General features: G+C 68.8%; 17 protein-coding genes. 12 read left to right on the top strand and 5 right to left on the bottom strand.

From position 1 onward, the window contains the following. The first annotated feature begins 157 nt into the window (after nucleotides 1-157). The 3 genes from U6958_RS02460 to U6958_RS02450 all read left to right on the top strand — a co-directional run bounded on the left by U6958_RS02460 (nucleotide 158) and on the right by U6958_RS02450 (nucleotide 3,183). Nucleotides 158-1,162, top strand: a complete 1,005-nt coding sequence (locus U6958_RS02460) for a fimbrial protein (protein ID WP_074921190.1) — start codon at nucleotides 158-160, stop codon at nucleotides 1,160-1,162. A 132-nt stretch (nucleotides 1,163-1,294) separates the two neighbouring features. Further along, nucleotides 1,295-2,020: a response regulator gene (locus U6958_RS02455; RefSeq protein WP_016447358.1), complete on the top strand. Its 726-nt coding sequence runs from the start codon at nucleotides 1,295-1,297 to the stop codon at nucleotides 2,018-2,020. Next, a complete protein-coding gene (locus tag U6958_RS02450; RefSeq protein WP_016452240.1) occupies nucleotides 2,005-3,183 on the top strand; it encodes a cell wall metabolism sensor histidine kinase WalK in 1,179 nt (392 codons plus the stop codon). Before U6958_RS02455 ends, U6958_RS02450 begins: the two co-directional genes overlap by 16 nt. Nucleotides 3,184-3,209: 26 nt before the next feature. On the opposite strand, the gene U6958_RS02445 is transcribed toward U6958_RS02450, so the two are convergent. Beyond that, nucleotides 3,210-3,863: a TetR/AcrR family transcriptional regulator gene (locus U6958_RS02445; RefSeq protein ID WP_074921189.1), complete on the bottom strand. Its 654-nt coding sequence runs from the start codon at nucleotides 3,861-3,863 to the stop codon at nucleotides 3,210-3,212. A gap of 45 nt (nucleotides 3,864-3,908) precedes the next feature. On the opposite strand from U6958_RS02445, the gene U6958_RS02440 reads away from it, so the two are divergent. Continuing rightward, entirely contained in the window at nucleotides 3,909-5,603 is a 1,695-nt protein-coding gene (locus tag U6958_RS02440) for an acyl-CoA dehydrogenase family protein (RefSeq protein WP_074921188.1), read from the top strand. A 45-nt stretch (nucleotides 5,604-5,648) separates the two neighbouring features. Next, nucleotides 5,649-7,169 carry a class I adenylate-forming enzyme family protein gene (locus U6958_RS02435; protein WP_074921187.1) on the top strand — a complete coding sequence of 507 codons (1,521 nt, stop codon included), beginning with the start codon at nucleotides 5,649-5,651 and terminating at the stop codon, nucleotides 7,167-7,169. 45 nt (nucleotides 7,170-7,214) lie between these two features. Here the strand turns inward: U6958_RS02435 and U6958_RS02430 are convergent, their stop codons facing one another. Further along, nucleotides 7,215-8,327, bottom strand: a complete 1,113-nt coding sequence (locus U6958_RS02430) for a siderophore-interacting protein (RefSeq protein ID WP_074921186.1) — start codon at nucleotides 8,325-8,327, stop codon at nucleotides 7,215-7,217. 107 nt (nucleotides 8,328-8,434) lie between these two features. Then, complete coding sequence (locus tag U6958_RS02425; RefSeq protein ID WP_074921185.1) at nucleotides 8,435-9,463, bottom strand: helix-turn-helix transcriptional regulator; 1,029 nt, start codon at nucleotides 9,461-9,463, stop codon at nucleotides 8,435-8,437. Between the two features lie 135 nt (nucleotides 9,464-9,598). Between U6958_RS02425 and U6958_RS02420 the strand changes: the two genes are divergently transcribed. Then, nucleotides 9,599-10,798: a threonine ammonia-lyase gene (locus tag U6958_RS02420; protein ID WP_016447351.1), complete on the top strand. Its 1,200-nt coding sequence runs from the start codon at nucleotides 9,599-9,601 to the stop codon at nucleotides 10,796-10,798. Between the two features lie 90 nt (nucleotides 10,799-10,888). Then, nucleotides 10,889-11,038: a hypothetical protein gene (locus U6958_RS02415; protein ID WP_016447350.1), complete on the top strand. Its 150-nt coding sequence runs from the start codon at nucleotides 10,889-10,891 to the stop codon at nucleotides 11,036-11,038. Between the two features lie 92 nt (nucleotides 11,039-11,130). Here U6958_RS02415 and U6958_RS02410 read toward each other — a convergent pair whose 3' ends face one another. Beyond that, nucleotides 11,131-11,382 (bottom strand): hypothetical protein, encoded by a 252-nt coding sequence (locus tag U6958_RS02410; RefSeq protein ID WP_126311565.1) that lies wholly within the window; start codon nucleotides 11,380-11,382, stop codon nucleotides 11,131-11,133. On the opposite strand from U6958_RS02410, the gene U6958_RS02405 reads away from it, so the two are divergent. After that, nucleotides 11,366-13,231, top strand: a complete 1,866-nt coding sequence (locus U6958_RS02405) for a phosphoenolpyruvate carboxykinase (GTP) (protein ID WP_074921184.1) — start codon at nucleotides 11,366-11,368, stop codon at nucleotides 13,229-13,231. The two genes, U6958_RS02410 and U6958_RS02405, sit on opposite strands and share 17 nt — an antisense overlap. 299 nt (nucleotides 13,232-13,530) lie before the next feature. On the opposite strand, the gene U6958_RS02400 is transcribed toward U6958_RS02405, so the two are convergent. Further along, nucleotides 13,531-13,950, bottom strand: a complete 420-nt coding sequence (locus U6958_RS02400; RefSeq protein ID WP_016447348.1) for a hypothetical protein — start codon at nucleotides 13,948-13,950, stop codon at nucleotides 13,531-13,533. Nucleotides 13,951-14,097: 147 nt separating this feature from the next. Between U6958_RS02400 and U6958_RS02395 the strand changes: the two genes are divergently transcribed. From U6958_RS02395 to U6958_RS02380, 4 genes are all read left to right on the top strand, one after another. Continuing rightward, on the top strand, nucleotides 14,098-15,057 hold the full coding sequence (locus U6958_RS02395; RefSeq protein WP_016452246.1) for a LysR family transcriptional regulator: 960 nt from the start codon (nucleotides 14,098-14,100) through the stop codon (nucleotides 15,055-15,057). Between the two features lie 49 nt (nucleotides 15,058-15,106). Beyond that, on the top strand, nucleotides 15,107-15,997 hold the full coding sequence (locus U6958_RS02390; protein WP_016447346.1) for a metallophosphoesterase: 891 nt from the start codon (nucleotides 15,107-15,109) through the stop codon (nucleotides 15,995-15,997). Nucleotides 15,998-16,060: 63 nt separating this feature from the next. After that, on the top strand, nucleotides 16,061-16,483 hold the full coding sequence (locus U6958_RS02385) for a universal stress protein (RefSeq protein WP_016447345.1): 423 nt from the start codon (nucleotides 16,061-16,063) through the stop codon (nucleotides 16,481-16,483). Between the two features lie 218 nt (nucleotides 16,484-16,701). Continuing rightward, on the top strand, nucleotides 16,702-20,379 hold the full coding sequence (locus U6958_RS02380; protein ID WP_074921256.1) for an IPTL-CTERM sorting domain-containing protein: 3,678 nt from the start codon (nucleotides 16,702-16,704) through the stop codon (nucleotides 20,377-20,379). Nucleotides 20,380-20,476 lie beyond the last annotated feature (97 nt).

Raw genomic sequence — 20,476 nt, 5'->3', positions numbered from 1 at the left:
CGCGCCAGATTACCGCGGACTCGGATGATTCCGAGTTTATTTTCAGAACACTCCGATTCCAATGCCGCATACAGGTCGGTATATTGACCGGATATCGCGCCCGGTGCCGCCTGTCCCAAGGACATTGATCCATATCTTCCTGGCTGGAGTCCACAGCATGCCTTTCACAGCCATCTTGCGCCATGCATTGGCCATGCCGCTCCTCTTGATTTTCTTCATGGCCCCTATTTCATCCTGGGCCCGTTGTTCCTCCCAGGGCTGGAATGCCCAGTTTCCGGGTTCGGCCAACACCCCCACCATCGTCAACGAAAATTATCCGATTGGCAGCGTTGTCTATTCCAGGACAATGGCTTTGCAAAATACCGGGGCCGGCAGCTACCACATTTCTTGCGACAATGATTTTTATTACATAGAAGGCATTGGAACGGAAAGCGGTGGAATATATTCCACCTCCATTCCCAACCTGGGCATGAGAATCACGTGGGAAAGAGCCGCGCCTTATTCCGGGTCCATGCTGAAACAGGGCATATTCCATTCACTGCCAAGCAACAACATGACCATCGAGCTCGTGAAAACCGGGGAACTCACATCTGGCGGTTTCCTGAATGGCAGCTTCGCACGAATCTACTCTGGGACCAGCTATGCCCGTGACTTGCTGGCCACGGTATTCTTTTCGAGTGGCATCACCGTCAACGTCAGCAGCCGCCCCAGGCCGCCGACCTGCCGGGTGTCCACGGGCAAGATCGACGTGGCCATGGCCCCCGCCCCGTTCGCCGATTTCAAGGGAATCGGGACCGTCACGGCAGCCAAGGACTTCAGCATCGAGTTGACCTGCGCGGGAGGCGAAGCCAATACACGCCTGACCGCCTTCATCACGCTGACGGACGCCACCCAGGCGACCAACCGATCGAGCACGCTGACGCTGGCCCAAAACTCCAAGGCCCGGGGTGTCGGCATACAGGTACTGAGAAACAACGTGCCCGTGAGCTTCGGCCCCGACTCCGGCAGCCTGGGCAATGCCAACCAATGGAATGCGGGCCAGGTCGCACAGGGGCAGAACAGCCTGAAGATTCCGCTGAGCGCGCGCCTGGTGCAGACAGCCGGCAGCGTGACACCTGGCGTGGCCTATGGCAGGGCGACCTTCACGATGAGCTACCAATAGCCGCTGATGGGACTGCAGGAAATGAACAGCGCCAGCCTTGCGCGCGATTGCAGACTTCGTGGAGCCAATATGGAGGGCTACGGCTCGCAGGGCATCGCACCATAATGTGCGCTTGGCCCTGCCAGCTTTCCCATGAACTCCACAGCACAGCCAACGGCAACCACCCCCCTCGTGCTCGTCGTCGAAGACGAGCCCGCCATCGCCAGCATCCTGACGGCCTATCTCGAGCGGGACGGGCTGCGTTCGCGCATGGCCTCGGACGGGCAGGAGGCGCTGCAGCTGTTCCGCCAGCTGCGGCCCGACCTGGTGCTGCTGGACATCCACCTGCCCGGCATGGATGGCATCGACGTGCTGCGCGCCATCCGCGATGACAGCCAGACGCCCGTGATCATGGTCACGGCCCTGGCCGATGATGTGGACAAGCTGCTGGCCCTGCGCCTGGGCGCCGACGACTACGTGGTCAAGCCCTTCAATCCGCCCGAGGTCGTGGCCCGCGTGCGCGCCGTGCTGCGCCGCACCCAGGCACGCAAGAACCCGGCGCCCGCGCCCATCCGCGTGGGCCCCATCGAGATCGATACCGAGGCGCACAGCGCCGTGGTCTACGACAACGAGGGCCGCGCCCTGCCGCTGCCCCTGACGCTGACCGAGTTCCGCCTGCTGGCCTGCCTGGCGGCCCAGCCCCGGCGCTGCTTCTCGCGCTCCCACCTGATCGAGCACTGCCTGCCCGAGAGCGATGCGCTGGAGCGCGTCATCGACTCGCACCTGTCCAAGCTGCGCCGCAAGCTGCAGCTGGCCGGCCAGGAAGGCCTGATCGAAACCGTGCGTGGCATCGGCTACCGGCTATGGCCCTGGGACTGAGGCCCAACCGCATCTGGGTGCGCTTCGGCCTGTGGATCACGGCCACCGTGCTCAGCACCATCGCCCTGCTGGCCATCGGCGTGCTGGTGTTCTCCGAGATCCAGTACCGCGACTTCTACAACAGCCTGCCGCCGGCCGTGCAGATCGAGCTGGACGAACTCAACGCCCAGTCGCTGGAGGACAGCCCGCGCGCCATGCAGATCTATGGCCAGTACTGGACGGGCGATCTGCTGTTCGGCGAGAAATGGTCGCTGGTCATCGGCCTGCTGGTGTGCCTGCCCTTCGGACTGGCCGTGGGCTTTTGGGTGTCTCGCCTGGTGACGCGGCCCCTGGCGTCCATGGTCGAGGTGGCCAAGCGCGTGGAGCTGGGCGACTTCAGCGCGCGCGCCCTGCCCGGCAAGGCCCACGGCGAGATGGCCGAGATGGTGGTGGCCTTCAACCGCATGATCGATTCGCTGGAGACGCTGGAGACCGAGCGCCGCGCCACGGCGGCCTCGATCTCGCATGAGCTGCGCACGCCGCTGACGGTGCTGCAGGCGCGACTGCATGCCATCTGCGATGGCGTCATCGCGGCGGACGACACCGAATTGAACACCCTGCTGTCCCAGGTCGAGCACCTGGGCCGGCTGGTGGACGACCTGCACACGCTGTCCATGGCCGATGCAGGCCAGCTCTCGCTGCAAAAGCAGCGCATGGACCTGACCCTGCTGGTGGCCGAGACGCTGGACCAGCTCCACCCCCAGCTGCAGCAGCACGGCATGCAGCTGGACCTGTCCCTGCCCGGCCCCACCGACGAAGGCATGACCGACATCCGCGCCGATGCCGACCGCATGCGCCAGATCCTCTCCAACCTGGTCAGCAACGCCATGCGCCATGCGGCCAGCGGCGCCTGGCTGGGCGTGGCGCTCACGGTGGAGTCCGATATCGAAGGCCGCGCCTGGACCGTGCTGCGCATCAGCGATGCAGGCCCCGGCCTGCCCAGCGAGCTGCGCGCCCATCCCTTCCAGCGCTTTGCCCAGGTGCCCGGCAAGCGCCGCCGCGAGGGTTCTGGCCTGGGCCTGTCCATCGTCAAGGCGCTGACCCTGTCCCAGGGCGGCAGCGTGGAGGCCGACGATTCCGAGCGGGGCGGCGCCCGCTTCACGCTGCGCTTTCCGCGCATCTGAGTCTCGGGCCCCTGGGCCCTGAGGGACTACGCAGCCTGCGCCTTGCGCAGCAGCGCATGAATGGCCCAGCCCAGCGGCTCGCGCAGTTGCTGCGGCGTCTGCTGCGGCCCCAGCGCCAGCAGCGACTGCGACACCCAGCCATAGGTCATCGTGTGCAGCAGCCGCGCCAGGGGCTGGGCCGGCTCGGGCAGCGGCGGATCGCAGTCCTGCAGCGCCATGGCCCACAGCTGCACATAGGCCTGGTAGTGGCGCCGGAAGGGCTCGGGCGCGGACACCTTGCGCTCGAGCATGAACAGCGCAGCCCACATCGGCGCCTCGCGCGCAATGCCGTCCACCAAGGTGTCCAGCAGCCGGTCCACGCGCGTGGCCGGCGCCATGCCGGCGCATCCCTGCAGCGTCTGCAGTCCCTGGGCATGCAGGGCCTGCACCTGGCGGTGGATGCACATGGCCGCCAGTGTGTCCATGTTGCCGAAGTATTCGTAGAAGGTGCCCAGGCCCACGCCGGCCACGGCCGCCACCTCGCGCACCGTGGTGCGCTCGTAGCCCTGCTCGATCACAAGCCGAACAAAGGCGTCCTGCAGCGCCTGCGAGGTGGCCTGCGCGCGCGATTGCAGGGGGCGGCGCCGCACTTTGGGCAGCTGCGGCTGCTGCCTTGAAACCCGAACACCTTTGCTGGGCATTTTTCCTAGACTTTTGCGTTGAGACCCACGATCACGGAGACACGCATGAGCACCGGCCAGACTTTGCAGACAGGGCACACCTGGAACACGCACGACGTCCTGAACCAGGTCGACGAACTCACCGACTTCAACCTGCTGGAGGCCGACCCCGCCCTGGCCGAGGCCCTGCAGCGCAGCGGCGCTGCGCGCCACATCCCTTCGTTGTCGCGCTATGCGCAGCAGCTGGGCGAGCGCGCCACCTGGGAGCTGGCCGAGCAGGCCAACCGCCACACGCCCGAGCTGCACCGCTTCGACGCACGCGGCCGCATCATCGACGCCGTGGAGTTCCACCCGAGCTGGCATGCGCTGCTGGGACTATACCGGCAGCAGGGGCTGATCTCCCTGCCCTTCGAGGACAGCAGCGCGGGCCGCTGGAGCGCCTGGGCCGCAGGTTTTTACCTGCACGGCCAGGTCGAACAGGGCACGCTGTGCCCGGCCACCATGACCACGGCCGCCATCCCGCTGCTGCAAAAGGAACCGGCGCTGTGGCAGCAGCTGCAGGGCAAGCTGTTCAGCCACGAATACGATCCGCGTGACCTGCCCGTGGCCGACAAGGCATCGATGTGGCTGGGCATGGGCATGACCGAGAAGCAGGGCGGCTCCGACGTGCGCGCCAACACCACGGTGGCCATGCCGGTGCACGCCGGCGGGCGCGGCGGCGAGTACCTGCTGCGCGGCCACAAGTGGTTCTTCTCGGCCCCCATGTGCGATGCCCACCTGGTGGTGGCGCGCATGGGGGAAGGCGGTGGGCAGGCCTGCTTCTACGTACCGCGCTGGCGCCCCGACGGCACAAAGAATGCGGTGCGCGTGCAGCGCCTGAAGGACAAGGTCGGCAACCGCAGCAACTCCAGCAGCGAGGTGGAGTTCGAGGACGCCTGGGGCATCCTGATGGGCGAGGAAGGCCGGGGCATTCCCACCATCATCGAGATGGCCACCTACACGCGCCTGAACTGCGTGCTGGGCAGCGCCGCCATCCTGCGCTCGGCCACGGTGCAGGCCCTGGCCTATGCGCGCCGGCGCAGCGTCTTCGGCAAGCAGCTGGCCGAGCAGCCGCTGATGCGCAGCGTGCTGGCCGATCTGGCGCTGGAAAGCGAGGCCGCGCTGCAGATCGCCATGCGCCTGGCCCAGGCCTATGAGCGTGGAGGCGACGAGGGTGATCCGCTGGAACGCGCCTGGAAACGCATCATGACGCCGGCGGCCAAGTTCTGGGTCTGCAAGCGCGGCGTGGAGCTGACGGGCGAGGCCATGGAGGTGCTGGGGGGCAACGGCTATGTGGACACGGGCGTGATGGCGCGCCTGTTCCGCGAGGCACCCGTGAACTCGATCTGGGAAGGCTCGGGCAACGTCATGTGCCTGGACGTGCTGCGCGCCATCTCGCGCGAGCCCGACAGCGCGCAGCTGCTGCTGCAGGACCTGATCGACACGGCGGCGGGCGAGCCCGCGCTTCTGCAGCAGGCGCAGTCGCTGGCCCGGCGCCTGTCCGGCCCGCCTGACCAGCTCGAGGCCCAGGCACGCCGCCTGGTGCAGGACCTGGTGCTGCTGGCCCAGGCCTGCCTGCTGCGCCGCCATGCGCCGCCCGCCATGGCCGACGGCTTCATCGCCACGCGCCTGGGCGCGCAGCAGGGCGCCATGGTGGCGGGCGCCTTCGATCCCGCAGGCCTGGACATTGCCGCCATCCTGCAGCGTGCGCTGCCCGCCTGAAGCGGTGGCCGGCCCGCCACACAACAAAGCACAAGGAGACAAGACATGAACCTGCTCGACGCCTTCGACAGCGCCGTGCGCAAGACGCCTGCCAAGGCCTTTCTGCGCGACCGCGGCGCCTCCATCAGCTATGCCGACATGCAGCGGCGTTCGCAGCGCGCTGCCGCCGTCCTCCAGGCCCAGGGCGTGGGCCGGGGCGATACCGTGGCCCTGATGTGCCTGAACACGCCGGGCTTTGTCGAAGCCCTGTTCGGCGCCTGGCGCCTGGGCGCCGCGCTGGTGCCCGTCAACCACAAGCTGCAGGCGCCCGAGCTGCAGTACATCCTCGGCCACGCGCAGTGCAAGGCCCTGGTGTTTGACGCCGCACTCGCGCCCGTGGTCGCCGCCGCGCCACACCCCTGCGCCCGCCTTGTGACCGAGGCGCAAGAGGCCGTCCCGGGTGTCCAGGACTGGGACACGCTGGTGGCGGCCGCCAGGCCCCTGGAAGGCGCGCGGCCCGCCGATGGCGACATCGCCCAGGTGCTCTACACCTCCGGCACCACGGGCCGGCCCAAGGGCTGCCTGCTGAGCCACCGCGCCGTCACGCTGGCGGCGATCACGGCCGCGCTGGGCCTGTCCATCACGCGCGAGGAACGCACGCTGATGGCCATGCCCATCTGGCATTCCTCGCCGCTCAACAACTGGTTTGGCGGCACGCTGTACATGGGCGGCACCGTGGTGCTGCTGCGCGAGTACCACCCGCAGCATTTCCTGCAGGCCGTGCAGGACGAGGGCGTGACGCTGTACTTCGGCGCGCCGGTCTCCTACTTCGCGCCGCTGCAGATGCTGCCCGACTTTGCCCGCTACGACCTGAGCAGCGTGCGCGCCTGGGTCTACGGCGGCGGCCCCATCGGCGCCGACATGGCACGCAAGCTGGCCACGGCCTACCGCAGCGACCGCTTCTACCAGGTCTACGGCATGACCGAGACCGGCCCCACGGGCACCACGCTCTACCCCGAGGAGCAGGTGGAGCGGGCCGGCTCCATCGGCCGCGTGGCCCTGCCCGGCGTGGACATGCGCGTGGTGCGCGACGACGGCGAGGATGCCGGCCCGGGCGACACCGGCGAGATCTGGCTGCGCACCGGCAGCGTGATGGACGGCTACCTGCACGACGCCCAGGCCACGGCCGCCGCCTTCGCGCCCGGCGGCTGGTACCGCACGGGCGATCTTGCACGCCTGGACGATGCGGGCTATCTCTTCATCGTGGACCGGACCAAGGACATGGTCATCACAGGGGGCGAGAACGTTTATTCCAAGGAGGTGGAGGATGCGATCTCGGCCCATCCCCAGGTCGCCGACGTCGCCGTCGTGGGCCGGCCCCACCCCGAATGGGGCGAGACCGTCATCGCCCATGTGGTGCTGCGCGGCGAGACCGCGCCCGATACCGAGGCGCTGCAGCAATTCCTGGCCGACAGGCTGGCGCGCTACAAGATCCCGCGTGAATTCGTCTTTGCGGCCAGCCTGCCGCGCACGCCCACAGGCAAGCTGCAGAAATTCCTGCTGCGTCAGGAGCGCAGCGCCCCCTGAGGCGCCGGCCCCCTGCGTGGCCTGCTTCGCGACCTGCTTCGCGGCCTACTTCGCGGCCTTGAAATCCGACTCGCTCATGCCGCGCCGCCAATAGGCCACGACCAGCTGCTCGTGCTTTTCCAGCCCGCGCTCCTCGCGCGCCCACTGGCGCACGGCCTGGGCGGTGTCGAACTCGCCAGCGGCCCAGACGAAGCGGCTGGCGGGATGACCGGCCAACGCATCCGGCCAGCGCACGGCGCGCAGCGCGTCGATCAGCAGCGTGGTGGTCCCGGCCTCGGCAGCGCCGCGGTGCAGCCAGTGCCATTGCAGGCCTTCGGGCGCCTGCACGGGCTGCTCGTCCTGCGGGCCCTGGACTTCGGCGAAGACATGGCCGCGCGTATGCGCCGGCAGGGCGGCCGCAATGCGCAGCATGGCGGGCAGGCCGGTGTCGTCGCCGGCCAGCAGCATCCAGTCGGCCGGGGTGGCCGTGCGCCCGCCGGGGCCGGTCATGCCGATGCGCTGGCCCGGCTGGGCGCGCGCGGCCCAGGCCGACCCGGGGCCTGCATCCTCGTGCAGCACGAAGTCCACGTCGATCCATCCGTTGGCGCCGTCTTGGGCCATTCCCATCGCACGCATGGTGTACGTGCGCATGTCCAGGCGCATGTCACCCTCGGGCAGGCGCAGCAGGCCGCTGGCCGACAGCGTGGGCCATTGGGGCTCGGTCACGCCGGGCTGGGGGAACAGCAGCTTGACGTGGATGTGGGTGTCCTGCGCATAGCGCGCCATGTCGTCGCAGGCAAAGCGCACGCGGCGCATGTGCGGCGTGAGATCGCGCACGGCCAGCACCTGCAGCACGCGGAAGGCCGGCGGGCGCTGCAGCGCGGCGCCGTCACCCTCCCAGGCCAGGGAGCCGTCGGCGGCGCCCGTGGCCTCCAGCAGCAGGTGGGCCAGCATGAGCTTCATGTCCTGCAGCAGCTCCACGCCGGGCGCGGCCACCTCGGCATGCACCTGCCGGCCCTCCAGCCACAGCTGGCCCCGGCCGCCTTCGTAGTCGGCCACCCAGCGCGAGCCTTCGCGGCGCACGGTGATGTCGTGCTCCTGCATGTGCCCGACGATGGCGGCAATGGCTTCGTCGGGCCTGTCCATGTGCACCGAGGTGCGCGCCTGCAGCTGTGTCATTCGCGTATGTCCTTTCTTTTGCCAGATTGCAGCACCGCCTGGCGCAAGCAGGCTTTGCGGCAGGCCTGCCGATGTTTGCGCCACGCGCCAAAGACGCCCGCCGGGCGTCAGACCCGGGCACGCACCAGCTTGGGAGAGATGCCGAAGCGGCGCTTGAAGGCCGTGGAAAAGTTGGCCGCGCTGGAATAGCCGGCCCCATGTGCAACCTCGGCCACGCTGCAGCCCGTCTGCTCCAGCGCGGCCCAGGCGCGCGCCAGCCGCTGCTCGCGCCGGTACTCGTCGATGCTGGAGCCATAGGCCAGGCGGAACTGGCGCTGCAGCGCACTGGCGCTCAGGCCCACTTCGCGTGCGATCTCGGCCAGCGTGCGGCAGCCGTCGCCGCCGCCGTCCAGCAGGGCCTTGAGGCGCGCCATGCGCCGGTGCTCGCGTACGCCCAGCACGCCCGGCACGGTCTGCGCCGGATCGGGCTCGGGCGCCTCGAGGGACTGCACGGCCTCGTGCACCAGCTCCAGCGTGCGGCTGGCCAGCAGCAAGGGCGCCGAGCCCTCGCGTGCCAGCTGGATGATCTGCTCGGCCACCGCCACGGCGCGCGGCGAGGGCTGCCAGGGCCGTATGGCCAGCAATTGCTGCTCCATCCAGTGCTGCAGCAGCGGCGGCGCCGCCATGGGCAGGGTCTGTGCGGCAAACCACTGCGGCTGCATGGTGATGCTGAGCTTGCGCTCGAACTTGCCGCGCCGCCACTGCCGCATGAACATGTCGCCGGGCCGCGTGTGGATGACGGCCCCGCAGGCCTGCACATGGGCACCGGCGGCGCTGGCGGGCGCCACCTGCAGCTGCAGGCCCTGGTTGCCGAAGGCCACGTCCACGCACCCCTCCAGCAGCACGACCATGTGCAGGCCCGGCACGGCCGGCGAACGCGTGCTCATGGTGCGCAGGTCGCGGGCCTCCACGCCATGCAGCCACAGGCCGGGCTGGACCTGCCAGGCCTGCAGGTGACCGGCCAGCAGCGCATCCTGCGCCGTGACCTCGGCATCGAGGATGCGGTAGTCGGGCCCGCTGAAATCACAGGCACGCAGCGTGCCCCGCCCCAGCCAGCGCGGAGGGCGTGCAGGTGTTTGGACAGAGGAGAAAGCCATGGCCAGCCGGAGCGGTGCGCGCCCCACAGACAAGAATGATTCTTATTTTATGAAAGCCCCCTGCACCACGCTGGCTGCGGGGAATCCATTGCACGGCCTGGCGCGCGCAGGCCCGCGTGTGCGCCACAATGCGCCATGCTCAGCCTCCAAGACATCCAGAACGCCGCCGGCCGCCTGCGCGGCGCCGTGCTCGAAACGCCCTGCGTGGAATCGCGCACGCTGTCCCAGATCACGGGCGCGCAGGTGTATCTCAAGTTCGAGAACCTGCAGTTCACGGCCTCGTTCAAGGAACGCGGCGCCCTCAACAAGCTGGCCCAGCTCTCGCCCGAGGAGCGCGCACGCGGCGTGGTCGCCATGAGCGCCGGCAACCATGCCCAGGGCGTGGCCTACCACGCGCAGCGCCTGGGGGTGCGTGCCGTCATCGTCATGCCGCGCTTCACGCCGGGGGTGAAGGTGGAGCGCACGCGCGGCTTCGGCGCCGAGGTCGTGCTGCACGGCGACTCCCTGGCCGAGGCGCGCCAGCACGCCTACGCGCTGGCCGAGCAGCAGGGCCTGTGCTTTGTCCATCCCTATGACGACGAGCAGATCGCGGCGGGCCAGGGCACCCTGGCGCTGGAAATGCTGGCCGAACAGCCGGATCTGGACCTGCTGGTCGTGGCCATTGGCGGCGGCGGCCTGATCGCGGGCGTGGCCACGGCGGCCAAGGGGCTGAACCCGGACATCGAAATCATCGGCGTGCAGACCCAGCGCTTTCCGTCCATGTTCAATGCCGTGCGCCAGGCCGAGCTGCCGATGGGCACCTCGACCATCGCCGAAGGCATTGCCGTCACCCAGCCCGGCGCGATCACGCAGGAAGTCGTGGCACGCCTGGTGGACGACATGCTACTGGTCGATGAGGGCGACATCGAGCAGGCCGTGCTCATGCTGCTGGAGATCGAGAAGACCCTGGTCGAGGGCGCGGGCGCCGCAGGCCTGGCCGCGCTGCTGCGCCATCCGCAGCGCTTTGCGGGCAAGAAGGTGGGAATGATCCTGTCGGGCGGCAATATCGATCCGCTGCTGCTGGCGGCCATCATCGGGCGCGGAATGGTGCGCTCCGGGCGGCTGGCGCGCATCAAGGTCAGCGCGCGCGACGTGCCCGGCGTGCTGGCGCGCATCACGGCCACGGTGGCTGCAGCGGGCGCCAATATCGAGGAAGTCCACCACCAGCGCGCCTTCACCATGCTGGCCGCGCAGAGCGTGGAAATCGAGCTGGTGCTGCAGACGCGCAACAAGGCCCATATCGACGAGGTCATAGCCGCCCTTCAGGCCGAAGGCATGCAGGTCAATGCCGTCTAGCAGGCCCGGTGTCATGGCTTTCCCCGAAGGCGCCAGGGGACAGGCCTGCCTAGAATCAGGCATCCCCATTGGCAAGCCAGGAGCTTTTGCATGACGCACGATCCCGCAGCGCACCACGGCGAGCAGCCGGCCCCCGAAGACGCCACCGAGGCCGTCGTCCCCTACATGCCTGTCATCCTGCCCCTGGCAGGCGCCGTGCTGATGTTTCTGCTGGCCTTCATTGCCGTCAACATGGCCTGATTCCGGCCCTCCTGCCCCTGCACCAGGCCCCGCTTTGCGGGGCTTTTTGCTTGCCTTTTCAACAGGCAATTTCATCGTTCATATTGCATACTTCAATGCATAGAATGCATAGTTTTTGCCATTCGTTTGCTGACAAATTCGTGACCGCTCCCTAGAATCGAATCCCCAGCCGGTGCGCCGCCAGCTTCCGCCAGCGCCGCTTCGCCGCCCAGAGAAGAGCTTCCTTCGCGCGCCGACTGAACGAGAGCCCGTTTCTCAAAGTTGGCGCGGTGCAGCAGGCGCGTCCCCTTTGAAAAACTGGTTTTTTCAATTGAAGGAAGCTCCGCGATGAACGCACCCGTCATGCAAGGCCTGAACATCCAGGCCCCCGCCTATGTCAAGAACAGCCGCCTGATCGCCTGGGTGGCCGAGATGGCCGCACTGTGCAAGCCCGCCAAAATCCATTGGTGCGATGGCTCGCAGGAGGAATACGAGCAGCTGTGCCAGCAGCTCGTCGATGCCGGCACCTTCAAGAAGCTCGATCCCGTCAAGCGCCCCGGCAGCTACCTGGCCTGGTCCGATCCGTCCGATGTGGCGCGCGTCGAGGACCGCACCTACATCTGCTCGGCCAACAAGGAAGACGCAGGCCCGACCAACAACTGGATGGCCCCGAACGAGATGCGCGCCACGCTGCAGCCGCTGTTCGACGGCTGCATGGCCGGCCGCACCATGTATGTGGTGCCTTTCTCCATGGGCCCGCTGGGCTCGCCCATCGCCCACGTGGGCGTGGAGCTGTCCGACAGCGCCTATGTGGCCGTCAACATGAAGATCATGACCCGCATGGGCCGTGCCGTGTATGACGTGATCGGCGTGGAAGGCGAGTTCGTGCCCTGCGTGCACACCGTGGGCGCGCCCCTGGCCGAAGGCGAGAAGGACCAGACCAACTGGCCCTGCAACAAGACCAAGTACATCGTCCACTACCCCGAGACGCGCGAAATCTGGAGCTATGGCTCGGGCTACGGCGGCAACGCCCTGCTGGGCAAGAAGTGCTTTGCGCTGCGCATCGCCTCCACCATGGGCCGCGACCAGGGCTGGCTGGCCGAGCACATGCTCATCCTGGGCGTGACCAACCCCGAAGGCAAGAAGTACCACGTGGCTGCGGCCTTCCCCAGCGCCTGCGGCAAGACCAACTTCTCGATGCTGGTGCCGCCCAAGGTCTTCGAAGGCTGGAAGGTCACCACCATCGGCGACGACATCGCCTGGATCAAGCCCCAGGCCGACGGCTCGCTGCGCGCCATCAACCCCGAAGCCGGCTATTTCGGCGTGGCCCCGGGCACGAACTACCACACCAACCCCAACTGCATGGCCAGCCTCGACAAGAACGTGATCTTCACGAACGTCGCGCTGACCGACGACAACGACGTGTGGTGGGAAGGCATGGACAAGGACACCGGCAAGCTGCCCGATCACCTGATCGACTGGCAAGGCAAGGACTGGACGCCCCAGATCGCCCGCGAGACCGGCGCCAAGGCCGCCCACCCCAACGCCCGCTTCACCGTGGCCGCGACCAACAACCCCGCGCTGGATGAAGCCTGGGACGATCCCAAGGGCGTGAAGATCGACGCCATCATCTTCGGCGGCCGCCGCTCCACCACCGTGCCGCTGGTGACCGAGGCCCGCAACTGGACCGAAGGCGTCTACATGGCCGCCACCATGGGCTCGGAAACCACGGCCGCCGCCTTCGGCGCCCAGGGCGTGGTGCGCCGCGACCCCTTCGCCATGCTGCCGTTTGCCGGCTACAACATGAGCGACTACTTCCAGCACTGGCTCACGCTGGGCGCCAAGATCCAGGCCCAGGGCGCGGCCCTGCCCAAGATCTTCACCACCAACTGGTTCCGCAAGAACGCCGACGGCAAGTTCGTCTGGCCCGGCTACGGCGAGAACATGCGCGTGCTCAAGTGGATGATCGACCGCCTCGAAGGCCAGGCACAGGGCGAGCAGACCGCCTTCGGCATTGCGCCCCAGTACGCCGAGATCAACTGGACCGGCCTGGACTTCTCCGCCGACCAGTTCGCCAGCGTGACCAGCATCGACAAGGCCGCCTGGGCCGAGGAAATGCAGCTGCACACCGAGCACTTCGACAAGCTGGCCCACAAGCTGCCCCAGGAGCTGCTGGTGACCAAGGCCGAACTGGAAAAGCGCCTGGGCACATAAAGCTCCCCCTGAGCGGCTACGCCGCTTCCCCCTCTCGCTTCGCGGGGGGGGGGGGACGGCACCCTCGGTGCGGGGCGGCCCTTCCTCGGTGCCCCTTGCTTTGGGCAGCGCCCGTTTCATGGACTGTGGAAGATGCACAGAACAATGAATCCCTGAGTAGCTCTCGACCCATGGAAAAAGCCTCGCACTGCGAGGCCTTTTTTGTGGCGTTTCAACGACGCCCCCAGACAACAAAAAAGCCGCGCCTTGTGGGCAGCGGCTTTTTTTGGAGGAGCGCCGCAAGGCGCCCCAGGCAGAGATCAGCTACCTTGCCTATCCATGGCGCGGGCCAGGTCGGCCATCAGGCGGGCGTCCTGCAGGGCGGCGTTCCAGATGCGCTCGTCAGCGGCGGCCTGCTGGCGGCTCTCGGTCCAGGCGCGGTAGCCGGCACGGGCCATCATGGCGGCGCGGCGGGCGGGGGCGGAGAACAGGGCCAAGCCCATGAAGGCGGCAACCCACAGCACGACCCAGGCGCCCAGCATGTGGCCGTCGGTCCAGTTGTGGGCCACCTCGTTGACCACCACCATCAGCGCGGCCACCAGGGCAGCGAGCAGCAGGGCGCTGGCGCCGCGCTTGCCGGAGAAACGCTTGACGGCGCTCTTGCGGTCGTCGGCGGCTTGATAGACATGCACCACACCAGGGTGCTCGACACAGTAGGAGTTGTAAATGAAGTTGCTCATGGCAGATAAACCCAGTTAAATGGCCGCTTTTGACGGCGTGGCGGGCGACTAGGTGTAACTATAGGGTTTACCCTAGAGTTCTTCAAATTTATATCTTGAATCTGTAGCATTCACGTCAGTGATGACTCAGCGCTCGCTGCCACGGCCATGTCCGCCCTGAACTTCCGCACACTGGATCTGAACCTGCTGCGCGTCTTCGACGAGGTGATGGCGGAGCGCAGCCTCACGCGGGCGGCCCACAAGCTGGCCATCACCCAGCCGGCCGTGAGCAATGCGCTGCGCCGCCTGCGCGAGGCGCTGGGCGACGAGCTCCTGGTGCGCCAGGGCCAGGGCGTGGAGCCCACGCCGCGCGCGCTGGCGCTGTGGCCCGTGATCCGCGAGGCGCTGCAGCAGCTGCAGGACACGCTGACGCCAGGCGAATTCCACCCATCCACCGCCACCGCCACCTTTGTGCTGGCCATGGCCGACGCCACGGCCGCCACGCTGATTCCTCCCATGTTCAGCCTGCTGGAGCGCGAGGCGCCCGGCATCGGCATCCGCGTGCTGCCGCTGACCACGCGCGACCCGCGCAGCCTGCTGGAGGCCGGCGAGGCCGACATGGCCGTGGGCTACTTCCCCGCCGCGCTGGCCGACCTGACGGCGCGCGCGCAGTCGGGCGCCCTGGTGGCCTTCGACAGCCGGCGCCTGTATGAAGGCGAGTACCTGTGCGTGATGCGCCAGGGCCATCCGCTGGCCGATGTGCCGCTGACGCTGGACAACTACTGCGCGGCGCGCCACATGCTGGTGAGCTTCTCGGGCCGCTCCTTCGGCTTCATCGACGAGGCCCTGGCCTCGCTGGGCCGCACTCGCCAGGTGGTGCTTACCGTCAACCAGTTCTTCACGGCCGGGCGCGTGGTCATGACCTCCAACCTGCTGACCATATTGCCGCGCCACTTCGTGCCCGTGACCGGCATGGCCGACAAGCTGGTGCTGCGCGAGCTGCCCTTCGACGTGCAGCCCGTGCACGTGGACGCGCTGTGGCGCCGGCGCGGCCAGCATCCTCAGGCCTACGACTGGCTGCTGCGCACGCTCACGCGCTCTGCAGAGGCGACCTTCCCGCACACCTGAGCGCCGTTTGCGGGGCGCCCGCGCCAGCGCAGGTTCTACACTTGGCCGCATGAAGATCCAGCTGCTGTCCGACCTGCACCTCGAGGCCCATCCGCATTTCACCGCAGAGCCCGCACCCGATGCCGACGTGCTGGTGCTGGCCGGCGACATAGGCTCCTACCAGAGCGGCAGCCTGCTGCCGGGCCAGGATTTCGGGCTGGAGCGCTTCTCTCCCCTGCCCCAGTACGCGGGCTGGCCCTGCCCCGTGATCTTCGTGCCGGGCAACCATGAGTACGACATGCAGGACTTCGACGCCGCCCACGCCCGCCTGCGTGCCACCTGCGAGCGCATGGGCATGGTCTGGCTGGAGCGCGAGACGGCCGTGCTGGACGGCGTGCGCTTCGTGGGCACCACGCTGTGGAGCGACTACGACGCCATGTCCATGCATGAAGGCGTGACCGATCTGGCCCGGCTGCTCAAGCTGCGCGAGAAGGCCTTTCGCGCCGCCAATTTCTACCTGCAAAAGACCGGCGGCACGCGCGACGGCGAGCCCTTCCTGGCCGAGCCCATGCGCGAGCAGTCGCTGGTCTGCCAGCAATGGCTGCGCCAGGCGCTGGCCAGGCCCTTCGATGGCCCCACGGTGGCCGTCACGCATTTCGCGCCCAGCCTGCGCAGCGCCGACCCGCGCTACGGCCTGGTGCCGGGCACGGCCGGCTTTTGCAACGTGCTGGATGAACTGCTGCCCTTTGCCGATCTGTGGCTGCACGGCCACCTGCATTCGCCCAGCGACTATGTGGCCGAGGGCCTGCGCGGCGATGGCAGCGCCTGGCGCTGCCGCGTGGTGGCCAACCCGCTGGGCTACGCGCGCAAGGGCGAGCAGGAGGGGTTTTCGCCGCGCTCTACCATCGAGTTGCCGGTGCACGCGACCGCAGGGGCGGCAGAGGCACCGGCCCGTGCTTGACCTGGATCAAGCACTCCACCCCGGCTTGGGCTTAGTCTCGGGCCATACCCAAGGAGGACCTTCATGAACATCCTGCTCGCTGTCGATGGCAGCCCCTACACCCAGAAGATGCTGGCCTACCTGACCTCGCACCCGGAGATCCTGGGTTCGGCCCACAGCTACAGCGCCATCACCGTCCAGCCCCAGCTGCCGGCCCGCGCGCGCGCCGCCCTGGGCAAGGACGTGGTGGACGAGTACTACGCCGAGGAGTCGACCAAGGTGCTGGACCCCGTGTGCAGCTACCTGGCCGAGCACGGCGTGCAGGCAGCCCGCCTGAGCAAGGTCGGCCCGATTGCCGACTCCATCATCAAGGCGGCCGAAGAAGGCAAGTTCGACCTGCTGGTCATGGGCACGCATGGCCACGGCACGCTGGGCCGCCTGGTCATGGGCTCGGTCAGCACCCAGGTGCTGGCCGGCAGCCAGGTGCCTGTGCTGCTGATCCGCTGATCTACCGCTCGATACGCTGCCCCGTGCACACGCAGCGCCCATAACCAGAAAAAGCAAAGCGCGGGCATCACGGCGCAATGAGGCAAGGACGGCTCCCCTGAGGGAGCCGTCTTTTTTTTTGCATGGTGCCTTCCCACCATCCTGCGGGCCTGCCGTCACCGGGCTGTCACAGCCGCCTCTTACAGTCGCGCGATTTGTCACACAGGGGGATGGTGAGCATGCGCGCGAGTACTTTGGATTGGCGGCACAAGGCGATTGCAACGGCCTGCCTGGCCCTGTGTGGCGCTGCATGGTCCGCGCCCTTCACCCCGGGCAACCTGGTGGCCTACCGCGTGGGCACGGGCACAGGCGCGCTGCCCGTGTTCCTGGATGAGTACCGCGTGGACGGCACCCTGGTGCAATCGCTGCCGCTGTCAGGCGGAGCGACGCCGCTGACGGCCAGCAGCAAGGGCTCGGAAGGCCTGCTCAACCGCTCGGACAATGGCCTGTGCCTGGTGGTTCCCGGCTATGCCGTGGCCACCGGCGGCACCGAGCCCAACGGCGTCACTGCAGCGGCGGCCCCGCGCGCCGTGGCCGTGGTGGGGTTCGACTCCGACGTGAAAAGCCTGCGCGCGCTCGGCACCACGGCCTTCAGCAAGGACACCATCCGCGGTGCAGCCAGCAGCGACTGCGGCGCCGTCTGGGCCAGCGGCAAGGGTACGGCCGCGGCCAACAATGGCATCTGGCACGTGGCTGCCGATGGCACGGGCATCTCCCAACTGAACAGCAGCAATGTCCAGGGCCTGGCGGTCGCCGGCGGCCAGTTGATCGCCGCCATCAACGGAGGCTCGCTCAACCAGATCGGCACGAATTTGCCGACCACGGGCATCCAGACGGCCCTGCCCCTGGCGGGCCTGACGCCCTCCACCTACCGCGGCATCGCCTTCCTGCAACTCGATGGCGGCCCCGCCCTGGCGAACACCGTCTACGTGGCGGACAACGATGCCGGCGCCATCCGGAAATTCCGCCTCTCGATGGACGGCACCAGCTGGCAGCCCGCAGGCTCCATTGCCGGCCTGTCCAAGGTCCACGGCCTGGCCGCCTTCGATACCGGCGGCGGCAATGTGATGCTGATGGCCACCGACACCACGGGCCGCCTGTACCGCGCCTTCGATCACGGCGGCTACGCCGGCACGCTGTCGGGCACGGCCGAGTCCATCGCCGCGCCGCAGGACGGCGTGTTCTATGGCGTGGCCTGGGCCCCGCTGGAGACCGTGCCGGCGACCGTGCCCGCCGCCCCCTCCAACCTGGCGGCCACCCCAACCGGCAACCGCGTGACGGCCGCCTGGGACGCCGTGCCGGGCGCCGCCTACTACGTGGTGGAGCTGTCGCAGGACAGCTTTGCATCGGTAGCCTCCACGGCCGTGGCCCTGGGCAACAGCCAGGCGCTGGAAGGCCTGCAGCCCGGCAGCTATACGCTGCGCGTGCGCGCCGTCAACGGCCTCGGCGGGAGCACGGCTGCAGTGAGCGTGCCTTTCATGGCCTCGGCCCCGCCGACGGCCTCGCTGCCCGAACTGACCGCGTTTTCCGGCGTGGTCGGCGACGCCAACGACCCGCTGGCCTCGGCAGGCATCGGCTTCACGGTGCAGGATGCGGGGGGCGCTGGCGGCGTACAGGTCACTGCGCGTTCGAGCAACCAGGCCGTGGTGGCCGACGCAGGCCTGGCCGCGTCCAACCAGGCCGGCAACGCCGTGCTCAGGATCACGCCCACCGGCGTGGGCTATGCCGACATCACCGTCACGCTGACCAACGCGGGCGGCGCCTCCGTCAGCCGCACCATCAAGTACGCGGCCTCGGCCAACACCGCAGCCAACACCAGCCCGCGCTGGCTGGCCGGGCGCTCGGACGCATCGACGGCCATCGTCATCGATGCCGCCACCATGCTGGTGGGCGACGACGAGGCGCCCGCCCAGGATGCCTCGGGCAATGCGCTGCCGGCCGGCAACTCCTTCTCGGCCTATGGCCCGGCCGGCGGGCTGCCCATCAAGCCGCTGATGCTGGACAGGACCGCCCTGGGCCTGGCCGATGCCGCCGCCTGCACCGCCCCCGGCCTCACGGGCCTGGACAGCTGCAAGAGCGACGAGGAAATGGACATCGAGGCCAGCTTTGCCCTGGGCAGCCGCGTGTACGTGGCGGGCTCGCACTCCAACAACAAGAGCGGCAAGTCGCGCACCGACCGCTGGCGCCTGGCGGCGATGGATGTGACCGGCTCCGGCGCCTCCACGGCGCTGACCGCCAGTGGCTACTACCGCTGGCTGCGCGAGGACCTGCGCAGCTGGGACGCGGCCGCGCATGACGGCCTTGCCGCCAACTACCTGGGCCTGGTGGCCAGCTCGGACGGAGGTGCCACCAAGGCGCCCGAGGCCGAGACGATGAGCGGCTTTTCCATCGAAGGCATGTCCACCAGCCCCGACAACGGCGCCGCCTGGCTGGGCTTTCGCGCGCCGCTGGTGCCGGCACCGGGCGCGCCCGCCGTCACGGCGGACGACGCCACGGGCCGCACGCATGCGCTGATCGTGCCCGTGACCAACTTCGCGGCCCTGCCTGCGGCCGATGGCGGCAGCAAGGGCAGCGCGTCCATGGGCCAGCCGATCCGCCTGGACCTGGGCGGCCGCGGCATCCGCGAAATCCGCAAGAACGCGGCGGGCGAGTACCTGATCATTGCCGGCCCCTCGGCCAGCGCCACGGGCACCGCGCCGCGCAACTTCCAGCTCTATTCCTGGGACGGCCGCGTGAACGGCGCAGGCCTGGCCCTGAACCTGCGACCGCGCGCTGCCGACCTGGCCGCCATCACCGCACCCCACACCGCCTGCTCGGCCGAAGGCATAGGCGCCATGCCCGCCAGCCTGGACGCGGGCGGCAGCGTGGACATCATCAGCGACTGCGGCGATGCCGATTTCTACGGCGATGGCACCGTGGCCAAGGACCTGCCCTATGCCGCCTGGAAAAAGGCGCGCCTGGACAGCCTGGCGGTGCCGGCGCTGTCCACCGTGGCCCTGTCCGCCCAGGCAGTGGACCAGACATCGGCCGTGGTCCAGGCCACGCCCAGCGTGGGCGGCAGCCTGCGCGCCGTGGCCCTGCCCGCCAATGCGCCCGTCCCCAGCTGGGAACAGGTCATGGCCGGCCTGGATGCCGCCGGCCTGCCGGCCCCCGCCAGCAACACGGTCAGCACCGCAGCCGGCACGGCCGCCACGCTGTCCTTCACCGGCCTGGACCCCGCCGTGAGCTACCGCGTGCATGCGGTCAACCTGCCGGCCTCGGGCACGGCCAGCGCGCCGGCTGTGCTGGCCCTGAGCAAGCCCGTGCCCATCGGCACGCAGATCGGCACGGGCAGCAACACGGCGGGCGTGAGCAACGGCACCGGCAACGTGGGTGCAGACCAGTGGCAGTTCGCCTCGAACTCGGCAGGCTTTCAGCCTGCGCCCTCGCAAAGCCCGCTGCCGGGCGGCCTGCGCATGCCCTACGGCAGCCTGAGCTTCGTGCTCATGGGCGGCACGCCGGGCTCCATGGCCACCATCCGCATGGACCTGCCTGAAGCCGCACCCGCCCAGGCCACGCTCTGGAAGTACGGCCCCACGGCCGCCACGCCCACGGCGCACTGGTATGAGCTGGCCGCATCGGCCTACCGCTTCGCACCCGACCGCCGCTCGGTGAGCTTCGACATCACCGACGGGCAGACGGGAGACAGCGACCTGGCCGCCAACGGCGTCATCGTGGACCCCGTGGCGGTGGCCGCGCCTGCGGCCCTGCCGCCCGGCGCCACGGCCACCCCCGTCCCCGGCCTGTCCGCGCTGGCCCAGGCGCTGCTGGCGCTGGCCCTGGGCGGCCTGGCCGCACTGCGCCGCCGCCGCGGCTGACGCCAGCACCGGCCAGCCCCGCCAGCACCGGCAGCGCCCGGTGCCCCTTCAAGCCCCTGCACGGTTCGCCGCGCAGGGGCTTTTTGCTGCGGCCTGG

Origin of the sequence: Delftia lacustris (assembly GCF_040267515.1) — a bacterium.
GTDB lineage: Bacteria > Pseudomonadota > Gammaproteobacteria > Burkholderiales > Burkholderiaceae_C > Comamonas > Comamonas tsuruhatensis.
This window is presented reverse-complemented; position numbering and strand designations above follow the sequence as displayed.